This window comes from Nonomuraea sp. NPDC023979, from assembly GCF_040639085.1.
Lineage (GTDB): Bacteria > Actinomycetota > Actinomycetes > Streptosporangiales > Streptosporangiaceae > Nonomuraea > Nonomuraea ceibae.
In genome coordinates this window covers 15,214-40,068 of the sequence record NZ_JBEZZG010000038.1, presented here as the reverse complement: position 1 = coordinate 40,068, position 24,855 = coordinate 15,214, and the positions used below count along the sequence as shown (strand labels likewise).

At 71.9% G+C, this 24,855-nt stretch carries 24 protein-coding genes; 10 read left to right on the top strand and 14 right to left on the bottom strand.

Going from position 1 to position 24,855, the window contains the following annotated elements:
• Positions 1–19: 19 nt before the first annotated feature.
• Positions 20–1,252 (bottom strand): MFS transporter, encoded by a 1,233-nt coding sequence (locus tag AB0G11_RS41355; RefSeq protein ID WP_357592263.1) that lies wholly within the window; start codon positions 1,250–1,252, stop codon positions 20–22.
• Between the two features lie 5 nt (positions 1,253–1,257).
• Entirely contained in the window at positions 1,258–2,349 is a 1,092-nt protein-coding gene (locus AB0G11_RS41350; protein WP_357592261.1) for a PLP-dependent cysteine synthase family protein, read from the bottom strand.
• Positions 2,350–2,648: 299 nt separating this feature from the next.
• Between AB0G11_RS41350 and AB0G11_RS41345 the strand changes: the two genes are divergently transcribed.
• On the top strand, positions 2,649–2,825 hold the full coding sequence (locus AB0G11_RS41345; RefSeq protein WP_357592259.1) for a hypothetical protein: 177 nt from the start codon (positions 2,649–2,651) through the stop codon (positions 2,823–2,825).
• Between the two features lie 234 nt (positions 2,826–3,059).
• On the top strand, positions 3,060–3,770 hold the full coding sequence (locus AB0G11_RS41340) for a helix-turn-helix domain-containing protein (RefSeq protein WP_357592257.1): 711 nt from the start codon (positions 3,060–3,062) through the stop codon (positions 3,768–3,770).
• Here the strand turns inward: AB0G11_RS41340 and AB0G11_RS41335 are convergent.
• The gene (locus tag AB0G11_RS41335; protein WP_219517019.1) at positions 3,752–4,330 is read right to left on the bottom strand and encodes a dihydrofolate reductase family protein; all 579 of its coding nucleotides are present in this window, start codon (positions 4,328–4,330) and stop codon (positions 3,752–3,754) included. The two genes, AB0G11_RS41340 and AB0G11_RS41335, sit on opposite strands and share 19 nt — an antisense overlap.
• A 282-nt stretch (positions 4,331–4,612) precedes the next feature.
• Here AB0G11_RS41335 and AB0G11_RS41330 point away from each other — a divergent pair, with 282 nt between their 5' ends.
• Complete coding sequence (locus AB0G11_RS41330; RefSeq protein ID WP_357592255.1) at positions 4,613–5,332, top strand: SDR family NAD(P)-dependent oxidoreductase; 720 nt, start codon at positions 4,613–4,615, stop codon at positions 5,330–5,332.
• A gap of 10 nt (positions 5,333–5,342) precedes the next feature.
• Here the strand turns inward: AB0G11_RS41330 and AB0G11_RS41325 are convergent, their stop codons facing one another.
• Positions 5,343–6,029 (bottom strand): MBL fold metallo-hydrolase, encoded by a 687-nt coding sequence (locus AB0G11_RS41325; protein ID WP_308126237.1) that lies wholly within the window; start codon positions 6,027–6,029, stop codon positions 5,343–5,345.
• Positions 6,030–6,169: 140 nt separating this feature from the next.
• Between AB0G11_RS41325 and AB0G11_RS41320 the strand changes: the two genes are divergently transcribed.
• The 3 genes from AB0G11_RS41320 to soxR all read left to right on the top strand — a co-directional run bounded on the left by AB0G11_RS41320 (position 6,170) and on the right by soxR (position 9,189).
• Complete coding sequence (locus AB0G11_RS41320; protein WP_357592253.1) at positions 6,170–7,135, top strand: LysR family transcriptional regulator; 966 nt, start codon at positions 6,170–6,172, stop codon at positions 7,133–7,135.
• A 65-nt stretch (positions 7,136–7,200) separates the two neighbouring features.
• Positions 7,201–8,688: an MFS transporter gene (locus AB0G11_RS41315; protein WP_357592251.1), complete on the top strand. Its 1,488-nt coding sequence runs from the start codon at positions 7,201–7,203 to the stop codon at positions 8,686–8,688.
• Between the two features lie 27 nt (positions 8,689–8,715).
• Positions 8,716–9,189, top strand: coding sequence for a redox-sensitive transcriptional activator SoxR (gene soxR / locus AB0G11_RS41310; protein WP_308126238.1), 474 nt, complete (start codon positions 8,716–8,718; stop codon positions 9,187–9,189).
• A 33-nt stretch (positions 9,190–9,222) separates the two neighbouring features.
• Here the strand turns inward: soxR and AB0G11_RS41305 are convergent, their stop codons facing one another.
• The 5 genes from AB0G11_RS41305 to AB0G11_RS41285 form a co-directional block, all read right to left on the bottom strand.
• On the bottom strand, positions 9,223–10,206 hold the full coding sequence (locus AB0G11_RS41305; protein ID WP_357592249.1) for a hypothetical protein: 984 nt from the start codon (positions 10,204–10,206) through the stop codon (positions 9,223–9,225).
• A 75-nt stretch (positions 10,207–10,281) separates the two neighbouring features.
• On the bottom strand, positions 10,282–11,490 hold the full coding sequence (locus AB0G11_RS41300) for a flavin-dependent oxidoreductase (RefSeq protein ID WP_357592247.1): 1,209 nt from the start codon (positions 11,488–11,490) through the stop codon (positions 10,282–10,284).
• Between the two features lie 43 nt (positions 11,491–11,533).
• On the bottom strand, positions 11,534–12,493 hold the full coding sequence (locus tag AB0G11_RS41295) for an ABC transporter substrate-binding protein (protein WP_357592245.1): 960 nt from the start codon (positions 12,491–12,493) through the stop codon (positions 11,534–11,536).
• 155 nt (positions 12,494–12,648) lie between these two features.
• The gene (locus tag AB0G11_RS41290) at positions 12,649–13,437 is read right to left on the bottom strand and encodes an ABC transporter permease (protein WP_219518765.1); all 789 of its coding nucleotides are present in this window, start codon (positions 13,435–13,437) and stop codon (positions 12,649–12,651) included.
• The gene (locus AB0G11_RS41285; protein ID WP_357592243.1) at positions 13,434–14,228 is read right to left on the bottom strand and encodes an ABC transporter permease subunit; all 795 of its coding nucleotides are present in this window, start codon (positions 14,226–14,228) and stop codon (positions 13,434–13,436) included. The genes AB0G11_RS41290 and AB0G11_RS41285 overlap by 4 nt, the downstream gene beginning before the upstream one ends.
• Before the next feature lie 251 nt (positions 14,229–14,479).
• Here AB0G11_RS41285 and AB0G11_RS41280 point away from each other — a divergent pair, with 251 nt between their 5' ends.
• The 3 genes from AB0G11_RS41280 (at position 14,480) to AB0G11_RS41270 (ending at position 17,184) form a co-directional block, all read left to right on the top strand.
• Positions 14,480–15,385 carry a hypothetical protein gene (locus tag AB0G11_RS41280; RefSeq protein ID WP_357592241.1) on the top strand — a complete coding sequence of 302 codons (906 nt, stop codon included), beginning with the start codon at positions 14,480–14,482 and terminating at the stop codon, positions 15,383–15,385.
• A 168-nt stretch (positions 15,386–15,553) separates the two neighbouring features.
• Entirely contained in the window at positions 15,554–16,336 is a 783-nt protein-coding gene (locus AB0G11_RS41275; RefSeq protein ID WP_357592239.1) for a GntR family transcriptional regulator, read from the top strand.
• Between the two features lie 53 nt (positions 16,337–16,389).
• On the top strand, positions 16,390–17,184 hold the full coding sequence (locus AB0G11_RS41270; protein ID WP_357592237.1) for a sulfite exporter TauE/SafE family protein: 795 nt from the start codon (positions 16,390–16,392) through the stop codon (positions 17,182–17,184).
• Between the two features lie 28 nt (positions 17,185–17,212).
• Here AB0G11_RS41270 and AB0G11_RS41265 read toward each other — a convergent pair whose 3' ends face one another.
• The 3 genes from AB0G11_RS41265 to AB0G11_RS41255 all read right to left on the bottom strand — a co-directional run bounded on the left by AB0G11_RS41265 (position 17,213) and on the right by AB0G11_RS41255 (position 19,953).
• Positions 17,213–18,022 (bottom strand): hypothetical protein, encoded by an 810-nt coding sequence (locus AB0G11_RS41265; protein ID WP_357592235.1) that lies wholly within the window; start codon positions 18,020–18,022, stop codon positions 17,213–17,215.
• Positions 18,023–18,148: 126 nt separating this feature from the next.
• Positions 18,149–18,856: an MBL fold metallo-hydrolase gene (locus tag AB0G11_RS41260; protein ID WP_357592233.1), complete on the bottom strand. Its 708-nt coding sequence runs from the start codon at positions 18,854–18,856 to the stop codon at positions 18,149–18,151.
• Between the two features lie 191 nt (positions 18,857–19,047).
• Positions 19,048–19,953 carry a nucleotidyltransferase domain-containing protein gene (locus tag AB0G11_RS41255; RefSeq protein WP_357592231.1) on the bottom strand — a complete coding sequence of 302 codons (906 nt, stop codon included), beginning with the start codon at positions 19,951–19,953 and terminating at the stop codon, positions 19,048–19,050.
• A gap of 140 nt (positions 19,954–20,093) precedes the next feature.
• Between AB0G11_RS41255 and AB0G11_RS41250 the strand changes: the two genes are divergently transcribed.
• The gene (locus AB0G11_RS41250) at positions 20,094–20,579 is read left to right on the top strand and encodes a hypothetical protein (RefSeq protein ID WP_246647028.1); all 486 of its coding nucleotides are present in this window, start codon (positions 20,094–20,096) and stop codon (positions 20,577–20,579) included.
• Between the two features lie 57 nt (positions 20,580–20,636).
• Here the strand turns inward: AB0G11_RS41250 and AB0G11_RS41245 are convergent, their stop codons facing one another.
• Both AB0G11_RS41245 and AB0G11_RS41240 read right to left on the bottom strand, forming a co-directional pair.
• Positions 20,637–21,209, bottom strand: coding sequence for a GNAT family protein (locus AB0G11_RS41245; protein ID WP_219519120.1), 573 nt, complete (start codon positions 21,207–21,209; stop codon positions 20,637–20,639).
• Positions 21,210–21,274: 65 nt separating this feature from the next.
• Positions 21,275–24,811: a serine/threonine-protein kinase gene (locus AB0G11_RS41240; protein WP_357592229.1), complete on the bottom strand. Its 3,537-nt coding sequence runs from the start codon at positions 24,809–24,811 to the stop codon at positions 21,275–21,277.
• Between the last annotated feature and the right edge of the window lie 44 nt (positions 24,812–24,855).

The window sequence follows — 24,855 nt, the reverse complement described above, 5'->3', positions numbered from 1 at the left end:
GCACCCGGGCCGGTTCCGGTCAGCCGGTGACGACCGGACCGGCCACCGGCAGCCGGCTGCGCCGATCCAGGTGACGGACGGCCGCCGCGGAGGCGAACCCCGCGGCGGCCAGCAGCACCCACGGCAGCCCGGCCAGCCCGACGGTGCGGCCCGCGTCGACCAGGGCGCCCGCGACCAGGTTCCCGGCCAGGATGCCCACACCGGACAGCAGGTTGTACAGCCCGTAATAGGTGCCGACGAGCCGTTCTCCCGCCATGTCGGCGATGGTGGCCATCTCGAACGGGAAGGCGATCAGCGTCCCGATGGTGAGCAGCAGCGTGCACGCCACCAGCGGCAGCAGCGCCCACCCGGTGGGCAGGGCCAGGCCGGCTGTCATGGCCGGGTACAGGAACGCGACCCCCATGAGCGCCAGGCCGCGGCTGATCGCCTGCCCCCGGCGCCAGCGGGCCGAGCACCAGGCGGTCAGGCGCACCTGAGCGGCGATGCCCAGCAGTGCCGACAGCGCGTACAGGACCATCACGCCCGTCTCACCGCCGCCGAGCCGGGCCACTTCGAGCGGCAGGGCCAGATACATCTGGTACGACAGCGCGTACGAGGCGATCATCGCGGCGGCGAACGACACGAACGCCCGATCGCCGAACGCCCGGCGCCAGTCGCTCAGCACCGGCGGCCGTCCGGCCACGGGCGCACGCCGGGCCGGCAGCCACACGCCCTGCAGCACGGTCAGCACCGCGAAGATCCCCGCGGCGGACAGGCACACGGCGGTGAATCCGGCGTTCAGCAGCGCGAAGCCCACCAGCGGGCCGAGCAGGATGCCGCCCTGGTAGAACACGTTGAACACGGCGAACGCGGCCACCTTGCGCTCACCTGCCTCGCACGCCAGGCAGGCGCGCGCCGCCGGGTTGAACAGCGCCCCGGCGAACCCCGTCACAGCCGCCGCGACGAGAAGCCAGGGCAGCGAGGTGCTCAGCCCGAACAGGGCGAAGCCGACGGTACGCAGCCCGCACCCCAGCATGATCAGCGGTTTGTGCCCGAGCCGGTCCGCCAGGGTGCCGCCGATCAGGAACAGGCCCTGCTGGCTCATGTTCCGCAGGCCCAGGACGAGCCCGATCGTCCAGGCGGCCAGACCGGCGCCGGCCGACAGATGCTGGGCGAGGTAGGGCATGAGCATGTAGAAGCCGAGGTTGATGCCCGCCTGGTTGATCTGCAGGAGCTGGACGGGCCGGTCGAAGGAGCGGAACTCCGCCAGCATGCCCCTCATCGGGTGCCCGCCAGCGGATCGGTCACGCGGGTGCAGCGCGTCCAGCGGTGCACCTCCCGCTCGGACGGCGCGTGCACCACGTCCGGTTCGTCGGCCGGGACGGTCCCGAGCAGGCCGTGAGCCTGGCCGTAGGCGTCGTCGAAGACGGTGTTCCAGTAGCGCCAGGGCCCGTCGGGAAGGACGGCGACGATGGTCCGGCCGGGCTGGGTGCGGGCCAGCCAGCGGGCCACGAGCGTGACGGCGCCGGTGCTCCAGCCGCCCGAGACGTAGTGCTGGGCGGCCAGCGTCCGGCAGGCCCAGACCGCTTCGGCCGGGGCCACCCAGTGGATCTCGCTGAAGGCGTCGTAGGCGACGTTGCGCGGATGGATGCTGGAGCCGAGCCCGCGCATCAGCCGCGGCCGGGCGGGCTGGCCGAAGATGGTCGAGCCCACCGTGTCGACGCCGACGAGCCGCAGGTCCGGGAAGTGGCGGCGCAGGACGCCGAAGATGCCCGCGCTGTGCCCGCCGGTGCCGACCGAGCACACCAGCGTGTCGATCTGCGGCAGCTGGTTCAGCAGCTCGTGGGCCAGCCCGGCGTAGGCGTCCACGTTGTCCGGGTTGTTGTACTGGTCGGGACAGTAGGCGCCTGGATTCTCGTCCAGCAGGCGCCGCACCCGTTCGCGGCGGGCCTGCTGCCATCCTCCGGCGGGGTGCGGCTCGGTGACGATCTCCAGACGTACGCCGTAGGCGGTGAGCAGCCGGCACATGAGCGGCTCCATCCCGGGATCGCCCACCAGGACGACCGGATGGCCGAACACGATGCCGGCCAGCGCGAGGCCGAGCCCGAGGGTTCCGCTGGTCGACTCGATGACGGTGGCGCCCGGCCGCAGGTCTCCCCGTGCTCTCGCCTGGCGGACCATGTGCAGGGCGGGGCGGTCCTTGATGCCGCCGGGATTGAAGCCTTCGAGCTTGGCCCAGAACCCTCCGCCGCCCGGCACGAACGGCTCGGAGATGAAGGCCAGCGGGGTGGTTCCGACCGAGAGAGAAAGTGTGGAGAATCCGATGGGCGGCGCCTCTTTCGGGCGCGCGAAAATCGCCGGTGATGACATGGGTACGATCCCCGAAGTGAATGGCAATTGTTCACGACATACCGCGAACAATGACGGACAGTTGACGACTCAAGACGTCGCGTGTCCTATATGCGCATCACGCAGAGGTCTTCCCGATAGGGCGCGGTAAGGCGGATTGTTGCTTCTGGGGGGCCGGCGACCGAGGCAGCAGCGGGAGGGTGAGAGACGGCGGCGGCCGAGTGCGCGGGCGCGCCGGCCGGTGGGCTCGCCGGACTGACCGCCGAGCAGTTCTGCTCCGTGCCGTGCTGGTGTCCCACCGGCAGCTGACGATGCCGGCAGTGCGCGTCGTGATCAGCGGTGACGACGCCCGCGTGGGCGCTGTGGCCGGCCTGCTCGGACAGCTCCACGGCCGCGCACGCGCCGCCGTGGGCGAACACCGCACCGAGGACCATGACGATCACGAGCAGCGCGTGCCCCGCCAGTCGCCCGGCGGCGGAGGTGGCCGGGCGGCGTGAACGAGCCGTTCGTGTCGCGAGCATCACCGGTGATGATGCCCGGAAAACCGCCCGGCGCGCCCGGCGATCGCAAAGCTTCAGGTAAAACTCCCGCCGTCGTCGCCATATCCCTTCGACATCGGAGAAGGTCGTCGTGCAGAAAGGAAATATCCACTGCCGCCTGCGAATTCCCGCTGACATGAGGTGAGAAGGGCCCTGGACCACGGAGAACGCGAGGCGACGTATCCTTCCCCCGTGGGGCTGCGGTTCAAGACGCGCGAATCGGACTCGGCATGGGTCGACACCGTGTGGACGTGCACGAGCGAGCAGGTCACCGCGATGACGTCCGTAGCGGGCGCGCGCTGGGGCCTGGTGTTCTGGGAGCACGCCGGCCGGTCGTACGCGGGCATCACCGGTCCGGAGACCCGGACCGGCACGGCGCCGGTGCCGGAGGGCGCCACCTTCACCGGCATCGAGTTCGCCGTGGGCACCTCGCTGCGGGCCGTGCCCACGCCGGCGCTGGTCGACGGCGGCATCGTACTTCCCGACACCTCGCGCCGGACGTTCCGGCTGGACGGCACGCGCTGGGAGAGGCCCGGCCCCGACGACGCCGAGGCTCTGGCCGGACGTCTCGTCCGGGCCGGGATCGTGGTCCGTGACCCGCTCTGCGCCGAGGTGCTGCGGGGTCACCGTCCCGCCGTCTCAGGGCGCACGGTCGAACGCCGGTTCCGCACCGCGACCGGACTGACGCAGGGCGCCGTCCGGCAGATCGAGCGCGCCCGTACGGCGGCGCACCTGCTGACCGCCTGCGCCCCGGCCGCCGACGTCGTCGCCAAGCTCGGCTACTGCGACGAGCCGCACCTGGCCCGGGCCCTGCGCTCCTACGTCGGACGCACCGCCAGGCAACTGCGCGAGGGCGCCGGCGGCGCGATCGCCCTCGACCTGGATCAGCGCCTGACGTCGTAGACCAGCTTCAGGATCCCGTTGGAGTAGCTCTCCGATTCGCGCAGCGTCAGCAGGTTCTTGTCCCGATCGGCCCGGCCGAACAGGCTCTTCCCGGCGCCGAGCAGCACGGGAAACACGAGCAGGTTGTACTGGTCGATCAGATCCGCGTCCGACAGCCGCCTGGCCAGCTCCGCGCTCCCGTGGATGAAGATCGCGCCGCCCTCACCCTTCTTGAGCGCGGCGACGTCCTCGGCCGAGCGCAGAATCGTGGTCGGCCCCCACCCGTCGACGATCGCGTCGTCGGACAGCGTGGCCGACACCACGTACTTGGGCAGCTCCTTGTAGGCGGCGTGGTCCTGCGAGCCGGGCCAGACCGCTGAGAACGCCTCGTAACTGCGGCGACCGAACATCAACGCCGTCGTGTCGGCGAGCTCCTCACCCTTCAGCGACCACGCTTCGGGGACGAAGTCGAGGTCCTTGAACACCCACCCGCCGCTGCGGTGCTCCTCTCCCGGCCCGCCGCCGGGCGAGTCCACGACGCCGTCGAGCGACATGAAACCGGTGTAGACCAACTTACGCACTGTGCTGTCTCCTCATACGCGGGCGAACTGCCGGGTCCACACGGTAAACCACGGCTGCGGTCGCCGTCTTGAACGAAACCGACAGCGCAGCCCGACCGCCTACCTGACCACCGCCGGGCCCGGGCGGATGTCCGGAATGTGCAAGGGGCCCGGTCTCCCCGGGGAAAGACGCCGCCGGCCCCTCCGGGATTGGATTCGGGCAACCGTACGGACGGATTCGAGGCGCTGCCGCGCGGACTGGAGCGGATCGACGTTGAGGGCACGACCTGAGGAGCGGCGTACATGAGCGGGGAGTTCGCGGGGCGGCGGGCGTTCGTGACCGGGGGCACCTCGGGGATCGGCGCGGCCACGGCCGTGCTCCTCGCCGAGCAGGGCGCCGAGGTGATCGCGCTCGGACTGCCGCCCGCCGACCCCGCCGACCTGCCCGCCCACCCGCGCGTCCGCGTCGTGGAGCACGACGTGCTGGACCGCGCCGGGCTGAGCGGGCTGCTGTCCACGGGCGGGCCGCTGGACGTCCTGGTGAACTGCGCGGGCGTCAGCCACGACCGCGAGGAGTACGACCTGGCCCGCTGGCAGCGGGTCATCGAGATCAACCTCACCGCCACCATGGTCGCCTGCGAGGCCGCCCGCCCGTCCCTGGCCGGGAGCGGCGGCGCCATCGTGAACGTCTCGTCCATGTTCGCCTTCTTCGGAAGCCGGGACCGGCCCGCCTACAGCGCGAGCAAGGGCGGGGTCTCCCAGCTCACCAGGTCGCTGGCGGCCGAGTACGCCTCCGACGGCATCAGGGTCAACGCCGTCGCCCCCGGCTTCGTGATCACCCCGCTGGCCCGGGGCGTCCTCGACGACCCCCGGGCCACGGCGCAGGTCCTGGCCCGCATCCCGGCCGGGCGCCTCGGGCGGCCGGGTGAGGTCGCCTCGGTGGTGGCGTTCCTGTGCTCGGCGGCGGCCTCGTACGTCACCGGCGCGGTCGTCCCCGTGGACGGCGGCTACCTGGCGGTGTGACCCGCCACCGCTAGTGCGCTGACAGGGCCGCCTTCCCGAGCGCGGCCCGCGCGTCCGTGACGGGGGCGCCGTGCCCCACGCAGGCCACCTCCGCGTCGAGGTCCGCGAGCCGCCGGAACGAGCGGAGCATCTCGTGGCGGTCCATGTTGAACACCCCGGGCATGACCTGCCCGTCGACGTGCGCCACGGTGTCGCCGGTGAACAGCACCCCCGCCCGGGGCAGGTGCACGGCGATGCTGCCGGCGGTGTGCCCGGGGGTGGCGATCACGCGGGCGCCGCCGCCGAACGCGATCAGGTCGCCGTCCTCCAGCTCCCGATCCACCCGGCACGGCGGGGCCGGCGGCAGCAGGTGGGCGCCGAGGCTGCGGTGCAGCGCCCGCTCCTCGTCGGTGAAGTTCGGCGGCGGCGCGGGCACCTCGCCCCTGATCACCGGCGCCTCCGCCCGGTGGGCCAGCACCTCCACCTCGCCCCACGCCGCGACCGCCGCCGCGCCGCCGCAGTGGTCCTCGTGGTAGTGGGTGAGCACGACCCGGCGTACGGCGTCCGTACGCAGGCCGAGCCGGCCGATCGCCTCGGCGATCGCGTCACCGCTGGTGGCGATGCCCGTGTCGACCAGCGTGAGCGCGCCCGCGTCGTTCCACAGGTACGCCTGCCCGAACGCAAGCCGCAGCAGGTGCAGCTCCGGACGGATCTCCACGATCTCCACTGTTCCGCCTCCCAACGCCGCGAGCAGCCTTCCTGCGTCGCGACGACCAGGTAACCCGATCGGCGCCGTCCGCGTCCAACAGCCATCCGCGCCGGATTGACAACCACCAGTTGTCAATCCATGCTCCTGGCGTGGACGCGAACATCTCCGGCCTGCGCGCCTTCGTGGTGACCGCGGAAGAGCTGCACTTCGGCAGGGCGGCAGCGCGCCTGTTCGTCACGCAGCAGGCGCTGTCGAAGCGCATCCGCAGACTGGAGGAGGGGCTGGGCGCCGCCCTGTTCGAGCGGACCACCCGGTCCATCCGCCTGACGGACGCGGGGCGGAGCTTCCTGCCTGCGGCGGCCGAGGCGGTGGCGGCCTTCGACCGGGCCGTCGAGGCGGTCCGCGAGGCCGCCGACCCGGTCCGGGTGGACATCTACGACGAGCGCTTCACGCCGCTGCGCCTGGTGCGGGAGGCCAGCGAGCGCGACCCCCGGCTGCGGGTGGAGCTCAGCATGCGGCAGGGGCTGGCGGTCGCGCTGCCCGCGCTGCGCAGGCAGGAGATCGACGCGGCCTTCGGGCGGGTGCAAGACCTGCCCGGGCCGTGGCCGCCGGAGCTGGCGTACCGGCTCGTGCGCGTGGAGCCGCTGGCCGCGTTCGTACCGGAGGACCACGCGCTCGCGGGACGGAGCGAGCTGCGCCCGGCGGACCTGCGGGCGGGCGGCATCGCCATGCCGGACCCGGCGGGCGCCGAGGAGTGGCGCGGCTACCTGGAACGCCTCGCCGCCAGGCTCGGCGTGCCGCTGCGCTTCAACGTGCCCGCGATCGGCGTGCAGCACCTGGTGGAGCAGTTCCTGGAGGAGAAGAGCGCCGTCGGGCTGGGCGAGATGAGCATCGACGCCGCCGCGAGCGGGCTGCGCCGGATCCCGATCGTCGAGCCGACGCCTCTGCTGCCGTGGTCGGTGGTCTGGCACCGGCGCAACCCCCGCCCGCTCCTGCGCTCCCTGCTCGCCCAGCTCCGGCCCGCCCGCCTGCCCGACCCGGCCGACCCGCGCCACTGGGTCCCCGACATCGACCACGTCGCGCCGGGGCGGCCGACGGCTGACCAGGGGAGTTGACCTCAACTTCGGTTGAACTGATGGGCTGTTCGCCCTCCGACCCAAGACCAGGGAGAGCGAGCAGCATGGACCCCACCACAGACGCGTCCCCCGCTTCGGCCGTCAGGGACCGGCCGTCACCGCTGACACTTCCCGTAGTCCTCGCCGGCGTCGTCCTGGTGGCGATGTCCATCTCGGGAACCGCGGTCGCGCTGCCGAGCATGGGACGTGATCTCGATGCCTCCGGATCGGCGTTGAACTGGGTCGTCGCCGGATACAACCTCGCCTTCGCCGCGATGACCCTCGTCGCGGGCTCGGCCGCCGACCGCGTGGGCCGCCGCCGGGTGTTCCTCGTCGCGGCGCTGGTCTTCGCGGCCGGGTTCCTCGTGACGGCGCTGAGCCCGGCGATCGTCGTCACCGACCTCGCCCGGATCGTCTCCGGCGCGGGCGGGGCCGGGATCATGGCGGCCGGCGGCGCCATCCTCGCCTCCAGCTACGACGGTGCCGCCCGTAACCGCGCCTTCGCGCTGATGGGGACCATGGCCGGGATCGGCATCGCCATCGGCCCCACCCTGACGGGCTTCCTGATCACCGCCACCGGATGGCGGGGCAGCTTCGCGATCTTCACGGCGATCGGCCTGCTGATCGCCCTCGGCTCGACCCGTACCCGCGAGTCACGGGCCGACAGCGCCGGCCCGATCGACCGGGCGGGCAACGCGCTGTTCGTCGCCGCGCTGGCCCTGCTCATGTTCACGCTTCTGGAGGCGCCCGCACTCGGCTGGACCCACCCGGTCATCCTGGTCACCGGGATCACCGGCCTGGCCACGTTGGCGATCTTCAGCGCCGGTCAGCGGCGTAGCGCCGCACCGGTGCTGGCCCCATCGCTGGTGGCCAACCGCGGCTTCCTGGGCTGGAGCCTCGCGACGCTGACCACCTCGATCGGGTTCCTCGGCGTCCTGGTCTTCCTGCCCACTTACCTCCAGGCGACGGGCGGGTTCTCCCCGGCAGCCGCAGGAGTGGTCATGCTGCTGCTGACGGCTCCCGTCCTGTTCACGCCCATGGTCGCGGTGACCCTGGTGAACAGAGGGGTCGCCGCCCGCCTCCTCATCATGGTGGCGCTGGTGCTGGTCGTGGCCGGGAACCTGCTGCTCACCGGGCTGAACGCCGACGACACGGTCACGGCCGTCGCGGCGCCGCTGCTGATGATCGGCATCGGCATGGGGGCCTCCTTCGGCATCACCGACGGCCAGGCCATGGCCCTGGTCCCAGCGGACATCGTCGGCATGGCCACGGGATTCCTCAACACCCTGCGCGGAGCGGCCGAGGCGCTCGTGATCGCCGCGTTCGGCGCCTCGCTCGCCGGCCTCCTGATGGTCAGGCTCGGCGACGCCGGCGACGCCGCCGCGGTCAGCGCCGGACGCCTGACCGGCGGAGCCGGGGCGGCCGCGCAACTGGACGCGTTCACCTGGGCCTGGCAGGTGACCCAGCTCGGCGTCGCCCTGCTCAGTCTCGTCCTGTCGATCGTCGTGGGGGTGCTGCTCCTCAGCGCCCCACGCTCGCACCATCACGCCTGATCACCCCTCCCTCGAAGGAGAGACGCCGTGCGCGCCAGTCCGGACGATCCCCTCACCATCGGCGAGGTCATGCGCCGGACCGGCGTGCCCGCCTCCGCGCTGCGCTTCTACGAGCGCAAGGGGCTGATCTTCAGCGAACGCGGCACCGGCAACCAGCGGATCTTCTCCCGCCACATGCTGCGCCGGATATCGCTGATCATCGTGGCCAAGCGGCTGGGCATCCCGCTGTCGGACGTCGCCGACGTCTTCGCCACCCTGCCTGCCGACCGCGCCCCCACCCACAGGGACTGGCAGCGGGTCTCCCGGGTGTGGAAGAAGCAACTGGAGGAACGCCGCCGGGCTCTCGAACGCCTTGAGCACGAGCTCACCGGGTGCATCGGCTGCGGCTGCTTGTCCATGAGGGCCTGCCTGCTCCTCAACCCCGACGACGCCCTCCAGGGCAGCGGGCCCGGGCCGGTACGGCTCCAGCAGTCCGGCGCCCCTGATGGCCCGGCTTGGTGAGGATGCGCCGCTGACCCTCCGGCCACCACCCGGTCAGGGGCCGGCCCGGCGGACCCGTGCGAGCAGCACCACGAACGCGGCCCCGAACAACGCCCCCGCGGCCGCCCACAGCGGGTTTCCGGTGAGTGCGCCGAACAGCACGGCCAGCGCCGCCTGTGCCAGCCCGGCGCCGAGCACGAACGCCACCGCGTCGCGCGGCCCGATCGGCCCACGCCGGACCGCCGACCACAGCACGCCACCGCCGACCACGGCACAGTACGCCGGCAGGCACGGCCACGGCACCCGCGAGAGAGCCAGCAGTTGCAGGACGAGGAACAGCGCCACGAACACGACCGCGCCGAGTCCGGCCGCCCACCACGGCCGGCCGGCCCCCGCGACCGGGTCCGGCCGCGCCGATCGGCGCGCGACCGCCGCCACCGAGCACAGCGCCACCGCCGCCCCCAGCACCACCACGGCGTGAACGGCGAACGTCGAGGCCGGCTGGGTGCGCACGTCCTCGCCGATGATCAGGAACCGCCCGGCCCCCAGGGCGGCGACGAGGACGCCCAGCACCCACGTGACCGGCAGCGGCAGCCACGGGCGTCCCGCCTGCCGGGTGAACACGTGCTCGGTCAGCAGGATCGGGGTCAGCACGGAGAAGAGCCCGTGCCACGGCACGATGAACACGAGCCACGGGATCCGCAGCCCGGCCACCAGGCCGTACGCCGCCCAGGTGTCGTCCTGGACGCCCAGCGGGTGGTACAGCGACTCCGTGAGCAGGCCCTCGTTGTAGAGCCCGTACACCAGGCCGAGGCAGAACAGCCCGAGCAGGCCGATCCGGGCGCGGACGGCGACCTCCCGGATCACCAGCACCGGTATCCCGTACAGGACGAGGACGTAGGCGGCGAACGTGCCCGGCGCCAGGAAGCCGATCAGCGAGGTGGCCCCACTGAGCACCTCGGCCAGCAGCGGCGCGGACACCACCAAGAACAGGACCGGCGGCCACACGCGGCCGTTCAGCAGCGTAGGAACCTTCATGGCGCCGACGTTAGGAGTCGCACCGGCGCCCGCGCGTCCCCCTCAGGCCATACGGGGTTCGGCCGCCGGTACGCCTCAGGTCGTACGCCGGTGCCGTGGCAGGGGCGGAGGCTCCGCGGACCAGCTGCGGCGCGCGTTCAGGGTGGCGGGTTCGAAGCCGGCCAGCCGTTTGTAGTGCAGGGCGATCTCCTCGCGTTCGGTGAGGGGCAGAACCGCTTCGATGTCGGCGAACCCGTGGGGGGCGCGCTCGTGGGCCAGGCGCAGGATGATCTCGGGGCCGTCCTGGCGGTTGGCCAGCACGATGCGGTTCGTGACAGGGCGGCGCTCGTCCTCGTAGAACTTCAGGCCCCGGCCGGTGGCCAGGGCGTAGGCGAGCACCCGGGCGTCGATGACGGCCTGGGTGCCGCCGTTGGACCCGGTGGGATACATCGGGTGAGCGGCATCGCCGATCAGGGTGACGTCGCCGGTCGACCAGTGGGGCAGCGGGTCGCGGTCCACCAGCGGGTACTCGTACACCTTCGTCGCCGCGGCGACGAGCTCGCTGATGTCGAGCTCGTCGCAGTGCCAGTCCTGGACGTGGGGGAGGACCTTGTCCACGCTGACGGGCTGGTTCCAGTCGCCGCGCGGGGTCGATTCGGGGGCCTGGTGCTGGACGGCCCAGTTGATCAGCTGGTTCCCGTCCTCGTCGGGCGCGACCGGGTAGATGACGATCTTCGTCGCCCCGTGACCGGCCATGATCATGGATCGGCCGGTCATGAACGGGGCCCGGTAGGTGGTGCCGCGCCACAGCACGTGCCCGCCCCACAGAGGTTCGCCCTCGCCGGGGAACAGGGCCTGCCGCACGCTGGAACGGATGCCGTCGGCGCCCACGAGCAGGTCGGCGTCATGGTGGAGTCCCGTCACGGGGGAGCCGGTGACGACGGCGCCGGCGCCCAGGCGTTCGCGGACCGCTCGCAGGAGCATGAGCTGCAGGCGGCCGCGGTGGATGGAGTACTGCGGCCAGGCGTAGCCGGCCTGCCGTCCGCGTGGCTCGCTCCAGATGCGCTGGCCGTACCGGTTGATGAAGGTCAGGTCGGCCGTCTCGACGCCGATCTCCGCCAGGCGATCGCCCAGGCCGAGTTCGATGAGCTCGCGAACGGCGTGCGGCAGGATGTTGATGCCCACGCCCAGCGGCTGGATGTCCTCGACGGCTTCGTGGACGACCACGTCGGTGATCCCGGCGGCGTGCAGGCTCAGGGCCGTGCTCAGCCCGGCTATCCCGGCGCCGGCGATCTTCACGCGCATGGCTCGGCCTCCCGCGGGTGAGGCGTGGGTGGTGGGGTGGTGCTCATGACGTGCCTGCCGTCAGGAGCAAGGAGGAGACGTCGAGCTTCTCCTTCAGGTAGCCGAACTCGAGCATGAGGTCGGCCACCCGCTGGAGCCGGCCCTTGTCGACCGAGGTGGAGTAGCCGCCGAGGCGCATGAGGTCGGCCGTCGCCTTGTCGATCTTGGTGTACTTGAGGATGGCGGCCTTCGCGTCGGCGGAGTTCGAGATGGCCGTGGTCGTGGCCTGCTGCAGGCCGCGCTGGAAGGCCGCGACGGTCTTGGGGTGCTGCTGGGCGAACTGGTCGGTGACCACGTAGCCGGCCATCGGCCACTTGGCCGTCGCCGCGGTGAACAGCTCCGACAACTGGCGGGCACCGCTGTCCTTGGCCGCCGTCTGCCAGAAGGGCTCGGGCAGGACGGCGGCGTCCACGAGCCCGCTGTCGAGCGCGCCGGCCATCTGCGGGAAGGGCTGCTCGACGAACTTGACGTCGTCCGGTGCCAGCCCGGCAGTCTTCAGCAGTGCGCTGACGGCGAGGGTGGCGACGTTGTTGAGGGTGTTGACGCCGACCTTCTTCCCCTTGAGGTGGGCCAGCGTCGTGATGGGGGAGTCGCGCTTGGTCATGAGGACGAAGTTGCCGTCCTGGGCGACGTAGGCCTCGCCGATGACCTTGGGCTTGGCCACGCCGAGGCCGGCGGCGAGCATCGCCGAGACGTAGTTGCTGTGCAGGACGTCCAGCTTGCCGCTGAGCAGGTCCGGCATCGCGGCCGCGCCGCCCTGGATGATCTCGACCTTGACGGTGAGGCCCTGCGCTTCGAAGTAGCCCTTGTCGATGCCGATCTGGATGGGGGCGACTTCCGGCAGGGGGAGCATGCCGAGGGTGATGGTGCTCTTCTCCAGCCCGGCCTTTCCGGTGGTCGGGTCACCGCCGCAGCCTGCGGCAACCACGGCGATGACGGTGAGTAAGAGCGCGCGAATGCGCATGCGACAGCTTTTGGGTCCGGACATGAACGCTCCAAAGAAAGGGGAAAACGTCAGACGGCCAGCAGTTCCATTGGGCGACTTTGCCATTCGGGTCGTCTTTTCGCGACACGATTTCGGCGACGATTATTGTGTCGGCGGACGTGGCGGGGTGCCGGTCAGGTGGTGGTGTGCGCGGGGTGCCGGCTCAAGGCCCGGCGTTCCAGCAGGAGGAAGGCCTGGTTGAGCAGATAGCCCAGGACGCCGAGCAGGACGATGGCGGCCCACATGCCCGGCAGGTCGAAGGCGCGCTGCGCGGCACGCAGCTGGAAGCCGATGCCCTCGGTGCTGAAGAACTCGGCGATCACCATGAGGATGAGCGCGAGCGACAGGCTGACGCGTAACCCGGCGAGAATCTTGGGTGCCGCCGAGGGCAGCAGGACCCGCAGCAGCCGCTGCGTCCGGGACAGCTTGAAGACCTGGGCGGAGTCCAGGTGGAGCGGGTCGACGTTGCGGGCGCCGTCGGCGGCGTTGATCAGGACCGGCCAGATGATGCCGCAGGTGATGGTCGCGATCTGCATGCGGGTGCCCGTGGAGAACAGGGCCAGGAACATGGGCAGCAGAGCCGGTGGCGGCAGCGCGCGGCCGAACTGGATGATCGGGTCGAGAAACCTGGACAGCAGCGGCGACCGGCCGAGCGCGATCCCGGCGAGGACGCCGATGATCCCGGCCAGCGCCCATCCGGCCAGCAGCCTGGAGAGGCTGTGCGGAGCGTTGTCCAGAGCCATGGCGCTGAGCCAGAGCCTGCTGGGAGGGCCGTCGAACCACAGCTCCCGCATGCGCTGCGCGATCGCCGTGGGCGGCGGGAAGTACGGGTGCCGCATGAGCCGGGTGGTCAGTTCCCAGACGCCCAGGATGACCGGGACGAGCCACAGCCGAGCCAGGGCGGTGAGCAGCGCTCTGATCATCGCTCTGCCCTCGCTGCGGTGTGCCAGGGCAGCAGACGCCGGGAGGCGAGGACGAGCAGCCCGTTGGTGAGCAGGCCCAGCGCTCCGGCCCAGATGGTGGCGGCGATGGTCAGCCGCAGGCCGTCCGGGCTGCTCTCGGCCAGGATGATGAAATGGCCGACGCCGCGTGTGCCGCCGGCCAGCAGCTCGGTGCTCACCGCCAGGATGAGGGCGATCGCCGCCGCCACCCGGATCCCGGTCGCGATGAACGGCGCCGCGCTGGGCAGGCTGACCCGCCACAGCACCGACAGCGGGCCGAACCCGAAGGCCCGCATCGTGTCCTTGGCGACCGGGTCGGTCTCACGCAGGCCGTAGAGGGTGTTGAGGAGGATCGGCCAGGCCGACGCGTACACGATCATCGCCACCTTCATCTCCAGGCGGTCGGCGAAGACGAAGGCGGCCAGCGGGATGAGCGCCACCGACGGGATCGGCCGCAGGAACTCGATCACGGGACGCAGCGCCCGTTCGAGCGGCGGGAGGCTGCCGAGCAGCACTCCGGCGGGGACGGCGAGGGCCACGGCGGCCAGCAGCCCCAGCGCCCAGCCGGTGAAGGTGGCCAGGACGTCGGCGAGGAAGCCGGCGTCGCCGGCCAGCGCGGCGGCGGTGACGAGAATCGTCGAGGCGAGCGGGAACTGCAGGGGGGACACCAGGCCGAGCCGGCCTGCGACCTCGGCGAGGCAGACCACGCCGGCGACTCCCGCGACACCGCAGACCACGACGCTCTGAAAAGGGCGCGGGGGGATCAGACCCACGATAACGCCGTCGCACTATTCGTGAAGGATGACATTTCAGCTCTCCCCAGGAAGTGTCCGGGTGTCAGCGTAACCCGAGCCGACCACCGCGCTCCTCGCGCGATTTGTGCAGTTTTGCGCCGTCCGTAAATCGTTGTGACTCTTGGAGTATTAGCGAGGGCATTTCGGATGTGCTCAAATGCGCGCATCGCAGGACCGTGACCGTCATGCCAGGGTTGTGGCGAAAGTCCGGTGGGGGAGGGACGGCGCAGATGCGGACCTGGAGCGTGGCCGAGCGGCACTGTGTCCCCAAGGATCGGCAAGGCGGGGCAGGGGAGGACCGGCTGGTGGTCCTGCACGACAGGCACGGTGCGCTGCGCTGCGTGGCGGTCGTCGACGGGGCGACGGACAAGAGCGGACGGGACTACGGCGGGCTGAGCGGGGGAGCTCGTGCCGCCGAGCAGGTGGCCGGAACCTTGGCCCGTCTGCCGGAGGATGCCGGACCGGAACGGGCGGTGCGGGAGATCACCGCCGATCTGGCCCGCTTACGCGCCCGGTGGGGGATCGCGAACGACGACCTGGTCGCGCCCTGCGCGGTGGCCGCGGTCATGCTGCCGCAGCAGGAGGTGGTGTGGCGGGTGGGTGACGTCCATGTCGCGCTGGCCCGCAGCGCGGAGGAGGACGCGCCCAGGCCGGACGGTGGAGCGGAGCTCGGGCCGGCATCACGCTGGGAGCAGCATGACGGGGACAAACTCCTGGACCGGGTGCTCGCGCAAGCCAGGGCGGCCTTCCTGCACTGCCTGCTGGCCGGCGACGGTGACGTCAGCACGCTGGCGGCCGAAGATCCCGGCCGGGCTCTGATCCTGCCGCTCCTGCGGCGGCAGAGCATCCTGGCCAACCGGGCAGGCCCCTACGGGTACGGGGTGCTGGACGGGCGGCAGGTGCCCGAGCGGTTCATCGACATCTTCCCCCTGGACGGCGTCGACCAGGTGGTGCTGGCCTCGGACGGCTACCTGAGCGCCGAACCCAGCCTCGCCGCGGCCGAGCGCCGGCTGGCGGCGTCCGTGGCCACCGACCCGCTGCGGATCGACGAGCACCCGGCGACCAAAGCGGTCCGGCCTGGTGCGGACAGCTTCGACGATCGGACCTACGTCCGCCTGATCCGGCATCCGGAGTAGCCGGCCATCGCCGGCCGTGGACCCGGCGACCGGGCATCGGAGCTACGAGCAGGCGGGGCGGGTGGCGGAGCGTGCCGGGCCGCCGCCGAACCGGCTGGTGAGGCGTTCGCGCTGGTCGGCGCGGGTGGCGTAACACTGGCGTAACGGGCGGCGGTTAGCGTGGTCGGCATGGACCGCAGCGGGAAGGCGGCCGGTGCCCCGGCCGCGGAGTGGGGGTCGTCGCGGCCCCGGGCCGAGCGCGCCCGGCGGGTGGCCGACGTGCTGCGGCAGCAGATCACGGAGGACCGCTTCGGCGGCGCGCTGCCGGACGAGCGAACCCTCGGCAGGCAGCTGGGAGCCTCCCGCAACGCGGTTCGTGAAGCGCTCGGCCTGCTCCGGCAGGAGGGCCTGATCACGCGACGGCGCGGGGTGGGCACCACCGTGGTGATGCCCAAGTACGGGCACGGGCTGGATCGGCTGGCGGGCCTGGCCGAGACGCTGGCCGGCCACGGCACGGTGACCAACGAGGTGCGGGTGGCCGAGAAGGTGGCGATCCTGCCGGACGCCGTCGCCGCCCGCCTGGAGGTGCCCGCCGAGGCGGGCGGGGTGCGCCTGGAGCGCGTGCGGTGGCTGGACGGCCTGCCGCTGTCGCTGGACACCAGCTATCTCACCGCCGACGTCGGCGCCGCGGTGCTCGCCGGTGATCTGGTGCGCCGGGACGTGTTCGGCCTGATCGAGGAGACCACCGGCAGCAGGCTGGGCCGCGCCGACGTCGCGGTCCACGCCGTGTGCGCCGACCCGGACACCGCGGCGCTGCTGGGCATCACGGCCGGGGCGGCGGTGTTCGCCCTGGAACGGCTGACCCGGCTGGCCGACGGCCGCGCCGTCGACGCCGAGTCCATCCGCATCCGCGCGGACCGCATGACCCTGCGCGCGACGCTGCACCGCGGCCTGCCACCGGCCACGGCCTGACCACCCCGCTTCTTCCTGGAGATCGTCTTGTCCGTGCCGTGTTCCACGCTGCCGTGCCGGCCCCACGTCCGGGGCGGTCGGTGATGGCCGGGCTGAGCCTGCCGGTGCTGGTCGCGCTCGGCCTGGCCGGGCTGGTCGGCGGGGTGGGGATCACCGCCGTGGGGCCCGGCGGGGTGCTGCCGACCATCGCCCTGTTCGCCCTGACCGATCTGGCGCCGGCCCAGGTGGCCGGCACCGCCATGGTCACCCACGTCGCCACCGGGGTGCTGGCCACCGCCGCCTACACCCGCTCCGGGCAGCTCCGGGACCCCCGCACCCGGCGCACGGCGCTGATCCTCGCGGCGGCCGCCCTGGCCGGCGCCCCCTTCGGTGTGCTCATCAACACGCTGGTGTCCAGGCAGGTGTTCGGCGGGGTGCTGGCCGTCTTCGTGGCGGGCGTGGCGGCCCTGATGTGGTTGCGCGAGCGCCGCCGTCCGGCGGAGACCCGGCCGCACCCGTCACCCGGCGCGGTGGCCGTACTGGGGCTGGCCGTGGCCGTCGCGGCGGGCGTCGTCGGCGTCGGCGGGCCGATGCTCACCGTCCCCCTGCTGGTCGCCCTGGGCGTGCCCGTGCTGGAATCCCTCGCCTGCGCCCAGGCCCAGTCGATCGCCATCGCCGTCGTGGGCAGCGCGGGCTATCTCGCCCATGACGCCGTCGACTGGCCGCTGGCCGTCCTGGTCGGCGTCCCCGAGCTCGCCGGTGTCCTGCTGGGCTGGAAGATCGCCCGGGCGCTGCCCGCCCGCACGCTCAAGTACGCGCTGCTCGTGACCCTGCTGGCCCTCGCCCCCTACCTCGCCCTGCACGGCTGACCCGGCCACCCGCCAACGTACGTGAGGACTACATCAGCTTGCCGGAGGTCAGGATGAGGTCGGCGGGGCAGGTGGCCGGGTCGGTTCTGCGGAGGTGGATCCGGAGGTCCTGACCGGGGGACATGTCGTCCGTCTTGACCTGGAGGGGTGAGTGGGCGGAGCTGAGTTCGCCTCGGAGAGGAGGGACGGTTCCGGTGATCTCGTAGCTGGATTTCGCTTCCGGGCATCCGGCAAGCTGGAGGCGGATGACGGTGTTTCCGCCGCAGTAGGCCAGGCAGTTGACCCGGTATGTCGTGTCCATTTGGGAGCGGCTGGGGAGTCGCAGAGTGTAGTGGTCGGTGCAATAGGCGAAGCCCAAAATAGGCCCGCATTCGCGAGTTTTGGCCGGTTTGTCGCCCTTCAGGTATTCGATGTCCATGTACCCGGTGGCCGCCCGGGGGATCGTGGCTATGCCCATGATCACGGCGAGAAAGAGGACGAGCGCTCCCAGGGCCTGGAGGAGCCGGAGCGCGGGACGGATGAAGCGCATGAAACCGGGCAGCGACTTGTTGGCCATCGTCGCGCCCACCAGCGCCGCGACGCCGCCGATCGCTTGCATGACCTTGCTGGAATCCTCGTAGGAAACGCCGAACCACGTCGGCAGGCACGTGGCGCCGGCCAGAAGGCTGCCCAGGAGGGTGAGGGCGCCGGCGGACAACACATGCCGTCTCTTCCCGGCGTTTTCCGCAGCGTCGCGTTTGAATGCGGAGAAGGCGAGGACCGCCCCCGAGAGGACGAGCATGAGAATGCTGGTCACGCAGACGACATGGTCGGCGACCACGGCAAGCTGGAAATCCATGCCACCGTCCCGTCCACACCCAGAGGAAAGGAGACACCGAATTCGAACCCGATAAGGGAAAATGTACTGGGTGAGGAGCGGCTTGGCGACGGGAGGCAGCAGTCAGGCGGCATGGGCGACGCCTGGCTAGGCGGACTGAACCGCTTCGCGCACTCCGGCCGGCGAGATGCGCCAGGGAGCGCCGTGGCCGGGGAGAACCCAGGACGCCGGCAGGCCGGAGATCCGGTCGAGGGAAGAGAGCGCTTCGGCCGGGTCGTCGGTGAACGGCGCGGGCTGCGGGCCGCCGCGTCCGGTGAGGACGTGCCGCGTGGTCAGGGCGTCGCCGACGAAGAGCGCGTCGGCGATCGGGACGTGCACCGCCACGCTTCCCGGGGAGTGCCCCGGCATGCCCACGATCACCGGGTTGCCGGGCAGGTCCAGGACGTCGCCGTCGGCGATCGTGGTGACCTCGCTGACGTAGCGGGTGCGCAGGCCGTTCTTGCGGATGGCGTAACCGAAGAAGCCGAGCGTCGGGCCGAGACGCATGGGGCCCCACGCGGTCTTGGGCTTTTCTCCCGTACGGGTGCGGGCCGCGTCGGCGGCATGCACGAACACGGGGACGCCGTGTTCGCTGCGCAGGCGCTCGGCGAACCCGATGTGGTCGGAGTCGCCGTGGGTCAGCACCAGTCCGCGGATGTCGTCGACGGACTTGCCGAGGGAGCGTAGTTCGCGCTGGAGCTCCCGCCAGTGGCCGGGCAGCCCCGCGTCGATCAGGGTGATGCCCTCGTCGGTGTCGACGAGGTAGCACGCCACGACATCATTGCCGAGGCGGTGCAGGTGCGGTGCGAGCTTCATGGGCTTCCCAACGTTGACGGTCACTCGAGCGTGCTCTCCTCGGAGAGCAGTGCCCTGTTGTGAGAGCAATGCTCTCGTTTTGGAGTGCTCCTTGTCAAGAGCACTGATCTCCCTCGGGTGAGGCACCGGCGCGCAGGGGGCGCTGGGTGTGATCATCGGCCCTGACCGCGCCGAACCGCCTGCGTGGCTGGTCAGCTCACCTGGGCGATGACGTCGTGGAGGTACTGGACGGCGAGCTTTTCGGCGTGGCGACGGGGTACGAGCCCCGCCGCCGCGTTGTCGAGCCACTGCCGGTAGAGATCGACGCAGGCGAGCAGAGCCCGGCCGGCGTCAATGCGGTCGTAGCCGCAGAGGGTGGCCTGAAGGGCACGCGCCTCGTCCGGTGCGATGGATTCGAGGTGGCGGACACCCCGGGGTGACGCACCCACCCGCCGGGCGGCCAGCGGACCCAGCACGGCCTCGCGCAGGTAGCTGAGGAAGCCGATGACCTCGAACAGTTCGCCACGGCCGAGTTTCGTCGCGCCGTAGTGCACCCAGACCCAGAACCGGTCCTCGATCCACTGGAGGTCGAGCGACGAGTCCGCCGGCGGATGCTCCGCCAGGGAGGCGGCCAGGCTGCCGTCCCGATCCCAGAGAACGTCCGGGTCCTCGATCCGCTCGGCGAAGTCGGACGCCCGCACGAACTTGAAGTCGACATGGAGAAGGGGCGGCCCGACGAGCGTGATGATCAGACGCGGTTCGCCGACGTGCTCCCCGGTGAACCCCGCCACCAGGGCTGCCCACGAGCCGATCAGCTCAAGACGCTCCTCCATGACCCGGTCGAACGCCTCGTCGTCGATGACCACGATGAGATCGACATCGGAATAGACGTCGGGGTGCCCCTTGGCGATCGACCCCGCGACGGCGACACCGGCCACTCTCGGATCTTGCCGAATCCGGGGGAGCGCGTCGCTCAGGAAACGGTTGTGCAGGGAGAGAGAGTCCATGACGTGCCTTTCGATACGGACAAAGTCTTCGAACGTACCATGCTGTTGCGCGCGATCCGCAGCGCGGTGACCGCGGCCGAGCGGCGTACCCGGCAGGTCTCGGCGGCGCATCGCGCCCACCTGTGCCGGCCCTCGCCGCCGTGCCGGTCGTCGCCACTGAGATCAACTGGTGGCGAACCAACCACCCGTGAGCGGCATCAAAAGGAGGGATTTCCACGAACCACTGAAGAAACGGGGCGATGAGGATGAAGATGACTCCACTGGTTGCGGCGCTGGCGGTCGCCGGCGCGACGCTGGTGATCGCGAGCCCGGCAGGAGCCGTTACCGCTCCGTCGGGCACTTTCGGCCCGTACGGCTACGGCGGCGTCAAGCTGGGGATGACGGCCAAGCAGGCCAAGGCCACCGGCAAGATCGTGCTCAAGTGGCGCGGCTACTGCTCCGGCTGGGACTACAAGGCCCACCGCAACGCTCGCGACGAGGTGGGGCTCTACCTCTCCAAGAAGCGCGGCGTCGCCGTCATCTTCGCGCCGGCCGGGGTGCGCACCCCCAAGGGCATCGGCGCCGGCTCGACCCTCCGCCAGATCAAGAAGGCCTACCCCGGCGTCAAGGAGGAACCGAGCGGCTACTACGCCACCGTGCCCGGCAACCGCAAGGCGCACTACTACTTCGGCCTCAACCGGCAGAACAAGGTCGAGCAGCTCGGCCTCGCCCTCAAGAGCCAGGACTGCGTGAACTGACATCCCTCCGATGGCCGGAGGGCCGTCCTCTCGGGGACGGCCCTCCCCGGCCAGGCCCTAGGAGGCCGGAACCGGGACGGCTGACGGGCGCCACTCCCGCCTGAGCAACCCGAACACCCAAGAGTCGGACACCTCGCCGTTGACGATGCAGTCTTCCCGCAGCGTTCCTTCGCGTACGAATCCGATCTTCTCCAGAACCCGGCCGGATGCCACGTTGCGCGTGTCGGCCTCGGCCTGGACCCGATTCAGGTCCAGTGTGTCGAACGCCCACCGCAGCAACGCGTGCGCGGCCTCCGTCGCGAAGCCGTGGCCCCACATCGCATCGTCCAGGCAGTAGCCCAGCGACGCGCTGCGGTAGTCCGGGTTCCATCCGGTCAGGCCGCACCAGCCGACGAAGGCCCCGTCGGAGACACGGTCGATGGCCACCCGGGCTCCGGTGCCCTCGTCCGCGATTTTCCGGCATATCGCGATGAAACGCTCGGCGCGGGCCCGTTCGGTCCACGGCGGGGAGTCCCAGTAGCGCATCACGTGGGTGTTGCTGTGCAGCGCGAAGAGGGCGTCGGCGTCGGCGTCGGCGAAGGGGCGCAGGCGCAGGCGAGCGGTGTTCAGCATGGGGGTGGCCAGAGTCACGGGCACCATCTTGTGTCCTCGGCGGGCGGGCCGGCCACCGAATATCCGGGCCCGGCCCGTCGTCGTCATGGCCGGGGGCACGTCTCGTGATAGGGCGCACCCGTGACGTGACGCGCCCACTCCGTCCTGCTCAACGGGCTCCCGGCGCGGGCGCACACCGCCGCCGCGACCGCGCCCGGCTCGACGAGCTGCTCGCGCACCGTCCCGTTACCGTCGAGCACCAGCACCTTCGTACCGTCGGCGGCGAAGGCCAGGGCCTGCACGCCGTACTGGTTGGCGTCGGCCAGCACCCCCAGCGACGCCCGTCCCGCCAGGTCGAACAGCTGCACCCGGTCGTCCCGCGTGACCGCCGCGACGACGTCCTCGCGCGGCGATCTGACCGCGTGCCCGCTGAGGTTCCCCCTGATCGCCTCCCCGGCCGGGCGGCGGGTGGCCACGTCGTAGACGGTCAGGCGCCCGCCCGAGTCCACGACGGCCAGCGACCGGCCGTCCCGGGTGAAGACCGCGTCGGTGAGCGTGATGCCCTGGCCCGCGCCGCCGAACGGGCCGCCGATCGGCCGGCCGGAGGCGGCGTCGTAGAGGCGCTCGGCGTCGGTGGCGACCGCCAGCGTCCTGCCGTCCGGTGCGAACTCCACGTCCTGGGCCCGCCGCACGTCGCGTGACCACAGCAGGCGGCGGGCCTTCCAGTCCCACATCGCCAGCGAGTACGTGCGGGCGGCGCCGTGCTCCGGCCCCTCCACCACCGTGGCCAGCCGCGTGCCGTCCGGGCTGAACGCCAGCTGTTCGGTGGCGGTGAAGGCGGCAGGGGTCAGCCTGGCCAGCTCCCGCCGGGCGTTCGCGTCCAGCACGGAGATCGTCCGGGCGCCGCCGACGGCCGCCAGCCGCCCGTCCTGGCTGAGGGCGAGCGCGGTCGTCCCGTCCTCGCCGGTCCGGCGCTGAAGGATCTCGCCCGGCTCGCCGGGCGTCATCACGCGGATCTCTTCGCGGCCGTCGGCCTCGACCCTCAGCAGGCGTCCCGGGGTCAGCGCGGCCTTCGCCCAGTACGTCCTCCCTGAGACCAGTGACACGTCGGCGAGGCTCACGGTGACGACCCGGTCCACCAGGAGGTAGCGCAGGACGCGGCCGTCGAAGGCGACCTGGGGGATGGCGCCCGGGGCCAGGGCCTCGTCCGACAGGCCCTCAGGAAGCGTCACCTCGGTCAGGAAGTGGCCATCCCGCATCCACACCTGGATGTCGTCGCGGGTGGCCGTGGCGAGCAGCCGCCCGTCGGCGCTGAAGGTCACCTCGCCCTGGTTCCAGAGGGTGCCGCGGTCCCCGATCGTGTGCATGACCGAGCCGTCCCTGACCGACGTGATCACCAGGCCGTCCGGCGCCGCCTGCGCCAGCCCGCGGCCGTCCGGCGTGAGGGCGAGCGGCCATCCGCACAGGTCGCACCGGCCGGCCGCGCGGCGGGTGGCCTGCGTGGCGAGGTCCGGGACGCGCCGCCGGTCGATCCGGGTGGGCGAGACGGAGGCGGAGGAGTAGACGGCCGTCCCGGTCGGCGTCATCGGGCCGAGCTTGTCGGCGGTTCTGGCGCGGCGGTTCCGTTCCACGTCCCACAGGTAGTCGTCGCGGTCGATGCGGACCACCGCGTACCTGTCCACGCTGCCGTACTCCACGCTGACCGGCAGGTCCACGCCTTGCCCGAGTTCCTTGTCGAACCGCCACGTCGCGATCCGCCGGCCCGTTCGCAGCTCCCACACCCCGGCCTGCGTGCCGGTGGCCACCAGAACCCAGCGGCCGGTCGGGGAGAGCGCGGCGCCGGCCGGGCTGCCGTCCCCGAGCCCCAGCTTGGCTATCCCGCCCTTGGGCCTGCCCGTGGTCACGTCCCAGAGCCGTACGGCGTCGCCGCTCACGCTGGCCATCGTCCGGCCGTCCGCGCTGAGCACGCGAAGGGTGTCGCCCGCCGTCGCCGGATCCCTGAACATGGACACCTCGCGCTGCGCCAGCGACGCCGTCAGCGCCGTCCTGGTCCGCGGCGTGCGGTCCAGCCGCCAGGCGGCCAGGCTGAGGTGCATGGCCAGGCGGGGATCGCTGTGCCGGTACGTGTCCGCGACCTGCGCCAGCCGCGCCGCCTCCGCCTTGCCGAGCTGGACGGCGATGCGGGCCGCCCGCTCGTCGGCCAGCCTGCCCTGCTGCACCGCCAGGCCGCCCGCGACCAGCGCGATCGTCAGCAATCCCGCCAGGCTCAGCGTGACGAGGCGGCTGCGCCTGGCCCTGCGCCTGGTCAGTGCGGCGGCGGATTCCAGGAAGTCGCGTTCCGTGGGGGAGAGGGTGATGTTCCTGCGGGCGGTGGCCGCCCACTGGAGGGCGTTCTCCAGGGCCGAGCCCTGGAACAGGTCGCCGTCCCTGCGGCCCGACTGGTCCCAGCGCCGTGCCGCGGTCAGGATCTCCCGGTGCACGGCCAGGCCGTCCCGGTTGGCCTCCACCCAGTGGCGGTAGCGCGGCCAGGCGCGCGGCAGCGCGGGACGGGTCAGCCAGACCGACTCGCCGTCCCGGCCCAGCAGGTACCCGAACACCTCCAGAATCCTGTTCACCGACGAGACCTCGGGCAGCGACCTGCCCTCGACCAGCTCGGCCAGCTCCGCCCGGCACGCCGACAGTCCGCCGCTCTCACCCACCGTGACCAGCCGCAGGAACACCTCCGGCACCAGCTCCCGCTCCTCCGGGGCGAGCATCCCGTACGCGTCCTCGGCCAGCGCCCCGAGGCCGGGGTCGGCGGCGCCGGTCACTCCGGCCGCCTCCCTGCCGCCCTGCGCGAGCAGCTGGCCCAGGTCCGGCCCCCCGCTGACCAGGGAGAGCAGCAGGTCGCGGGCGCTCGGCCGGTGCAGCGGCTCCTTACTGAGCGCCGCCTCGACCAGCGGGCGCAGCGACTCGGGCAGCACCCCCAGGTCCGGGATGGACGACAGCACCCGGTGCATGACGGCGCCCAGGGTGGCGGCCTCGAACGGGTCCTTGCCGGTCGCCGCGTACAGCATGATCGCGCCCCACGCGAACACGTCGGCGGGCATCCCCGCCCGGTCGCCGGTGAACACCTCCGGCGCCATGTACGTCGGCGTGCCCCGGACCAGGCCGGTCGCGGTCAGCGACATCTCGGCCGTCCTGGCGATGCCGAAGTCGATCACGCGCGGGCCGTCCGGGCCCAGCAGCACGTTGTCGGGCTTGAGGTCGCGGTGGATCACCCCGGCGTCGTGGATCGCGGTCAGCGCGGTCGCGACCGCCGTCGCCAGCCGGTGCAGGTCACCGCCGGAGAAGCGGCGTCCCTCGGTGACGGCGGCGCGCAGGCTCGGTCCCGCGACGTACTCGCTGACGATGTACGGCCTGGCCCCGTCCAGCCGGGCCTCGATCACCCGCGCCGTGCAGAACGACGCCACCCGCTGGGCCGCCGCGGCCTCCTTGGCGAGCTGGCCGGCGTCCTGGTCGCTGTGCAGCACCTTGATCGCGACGCGGGCGCCGTCCTCCGCGTACCCCTCGTAGACGACCCCCTGGCCGCCCGCCCCGAGCCGCCCGGCCAGCCAGTACGTCCCCAGGTACTGAGGATCCCCGTCGATCAGTATTTCCACGGAGCGTTGGATGTGCGGTCAGCCGGGAAAGTTTGCGCCTTCCG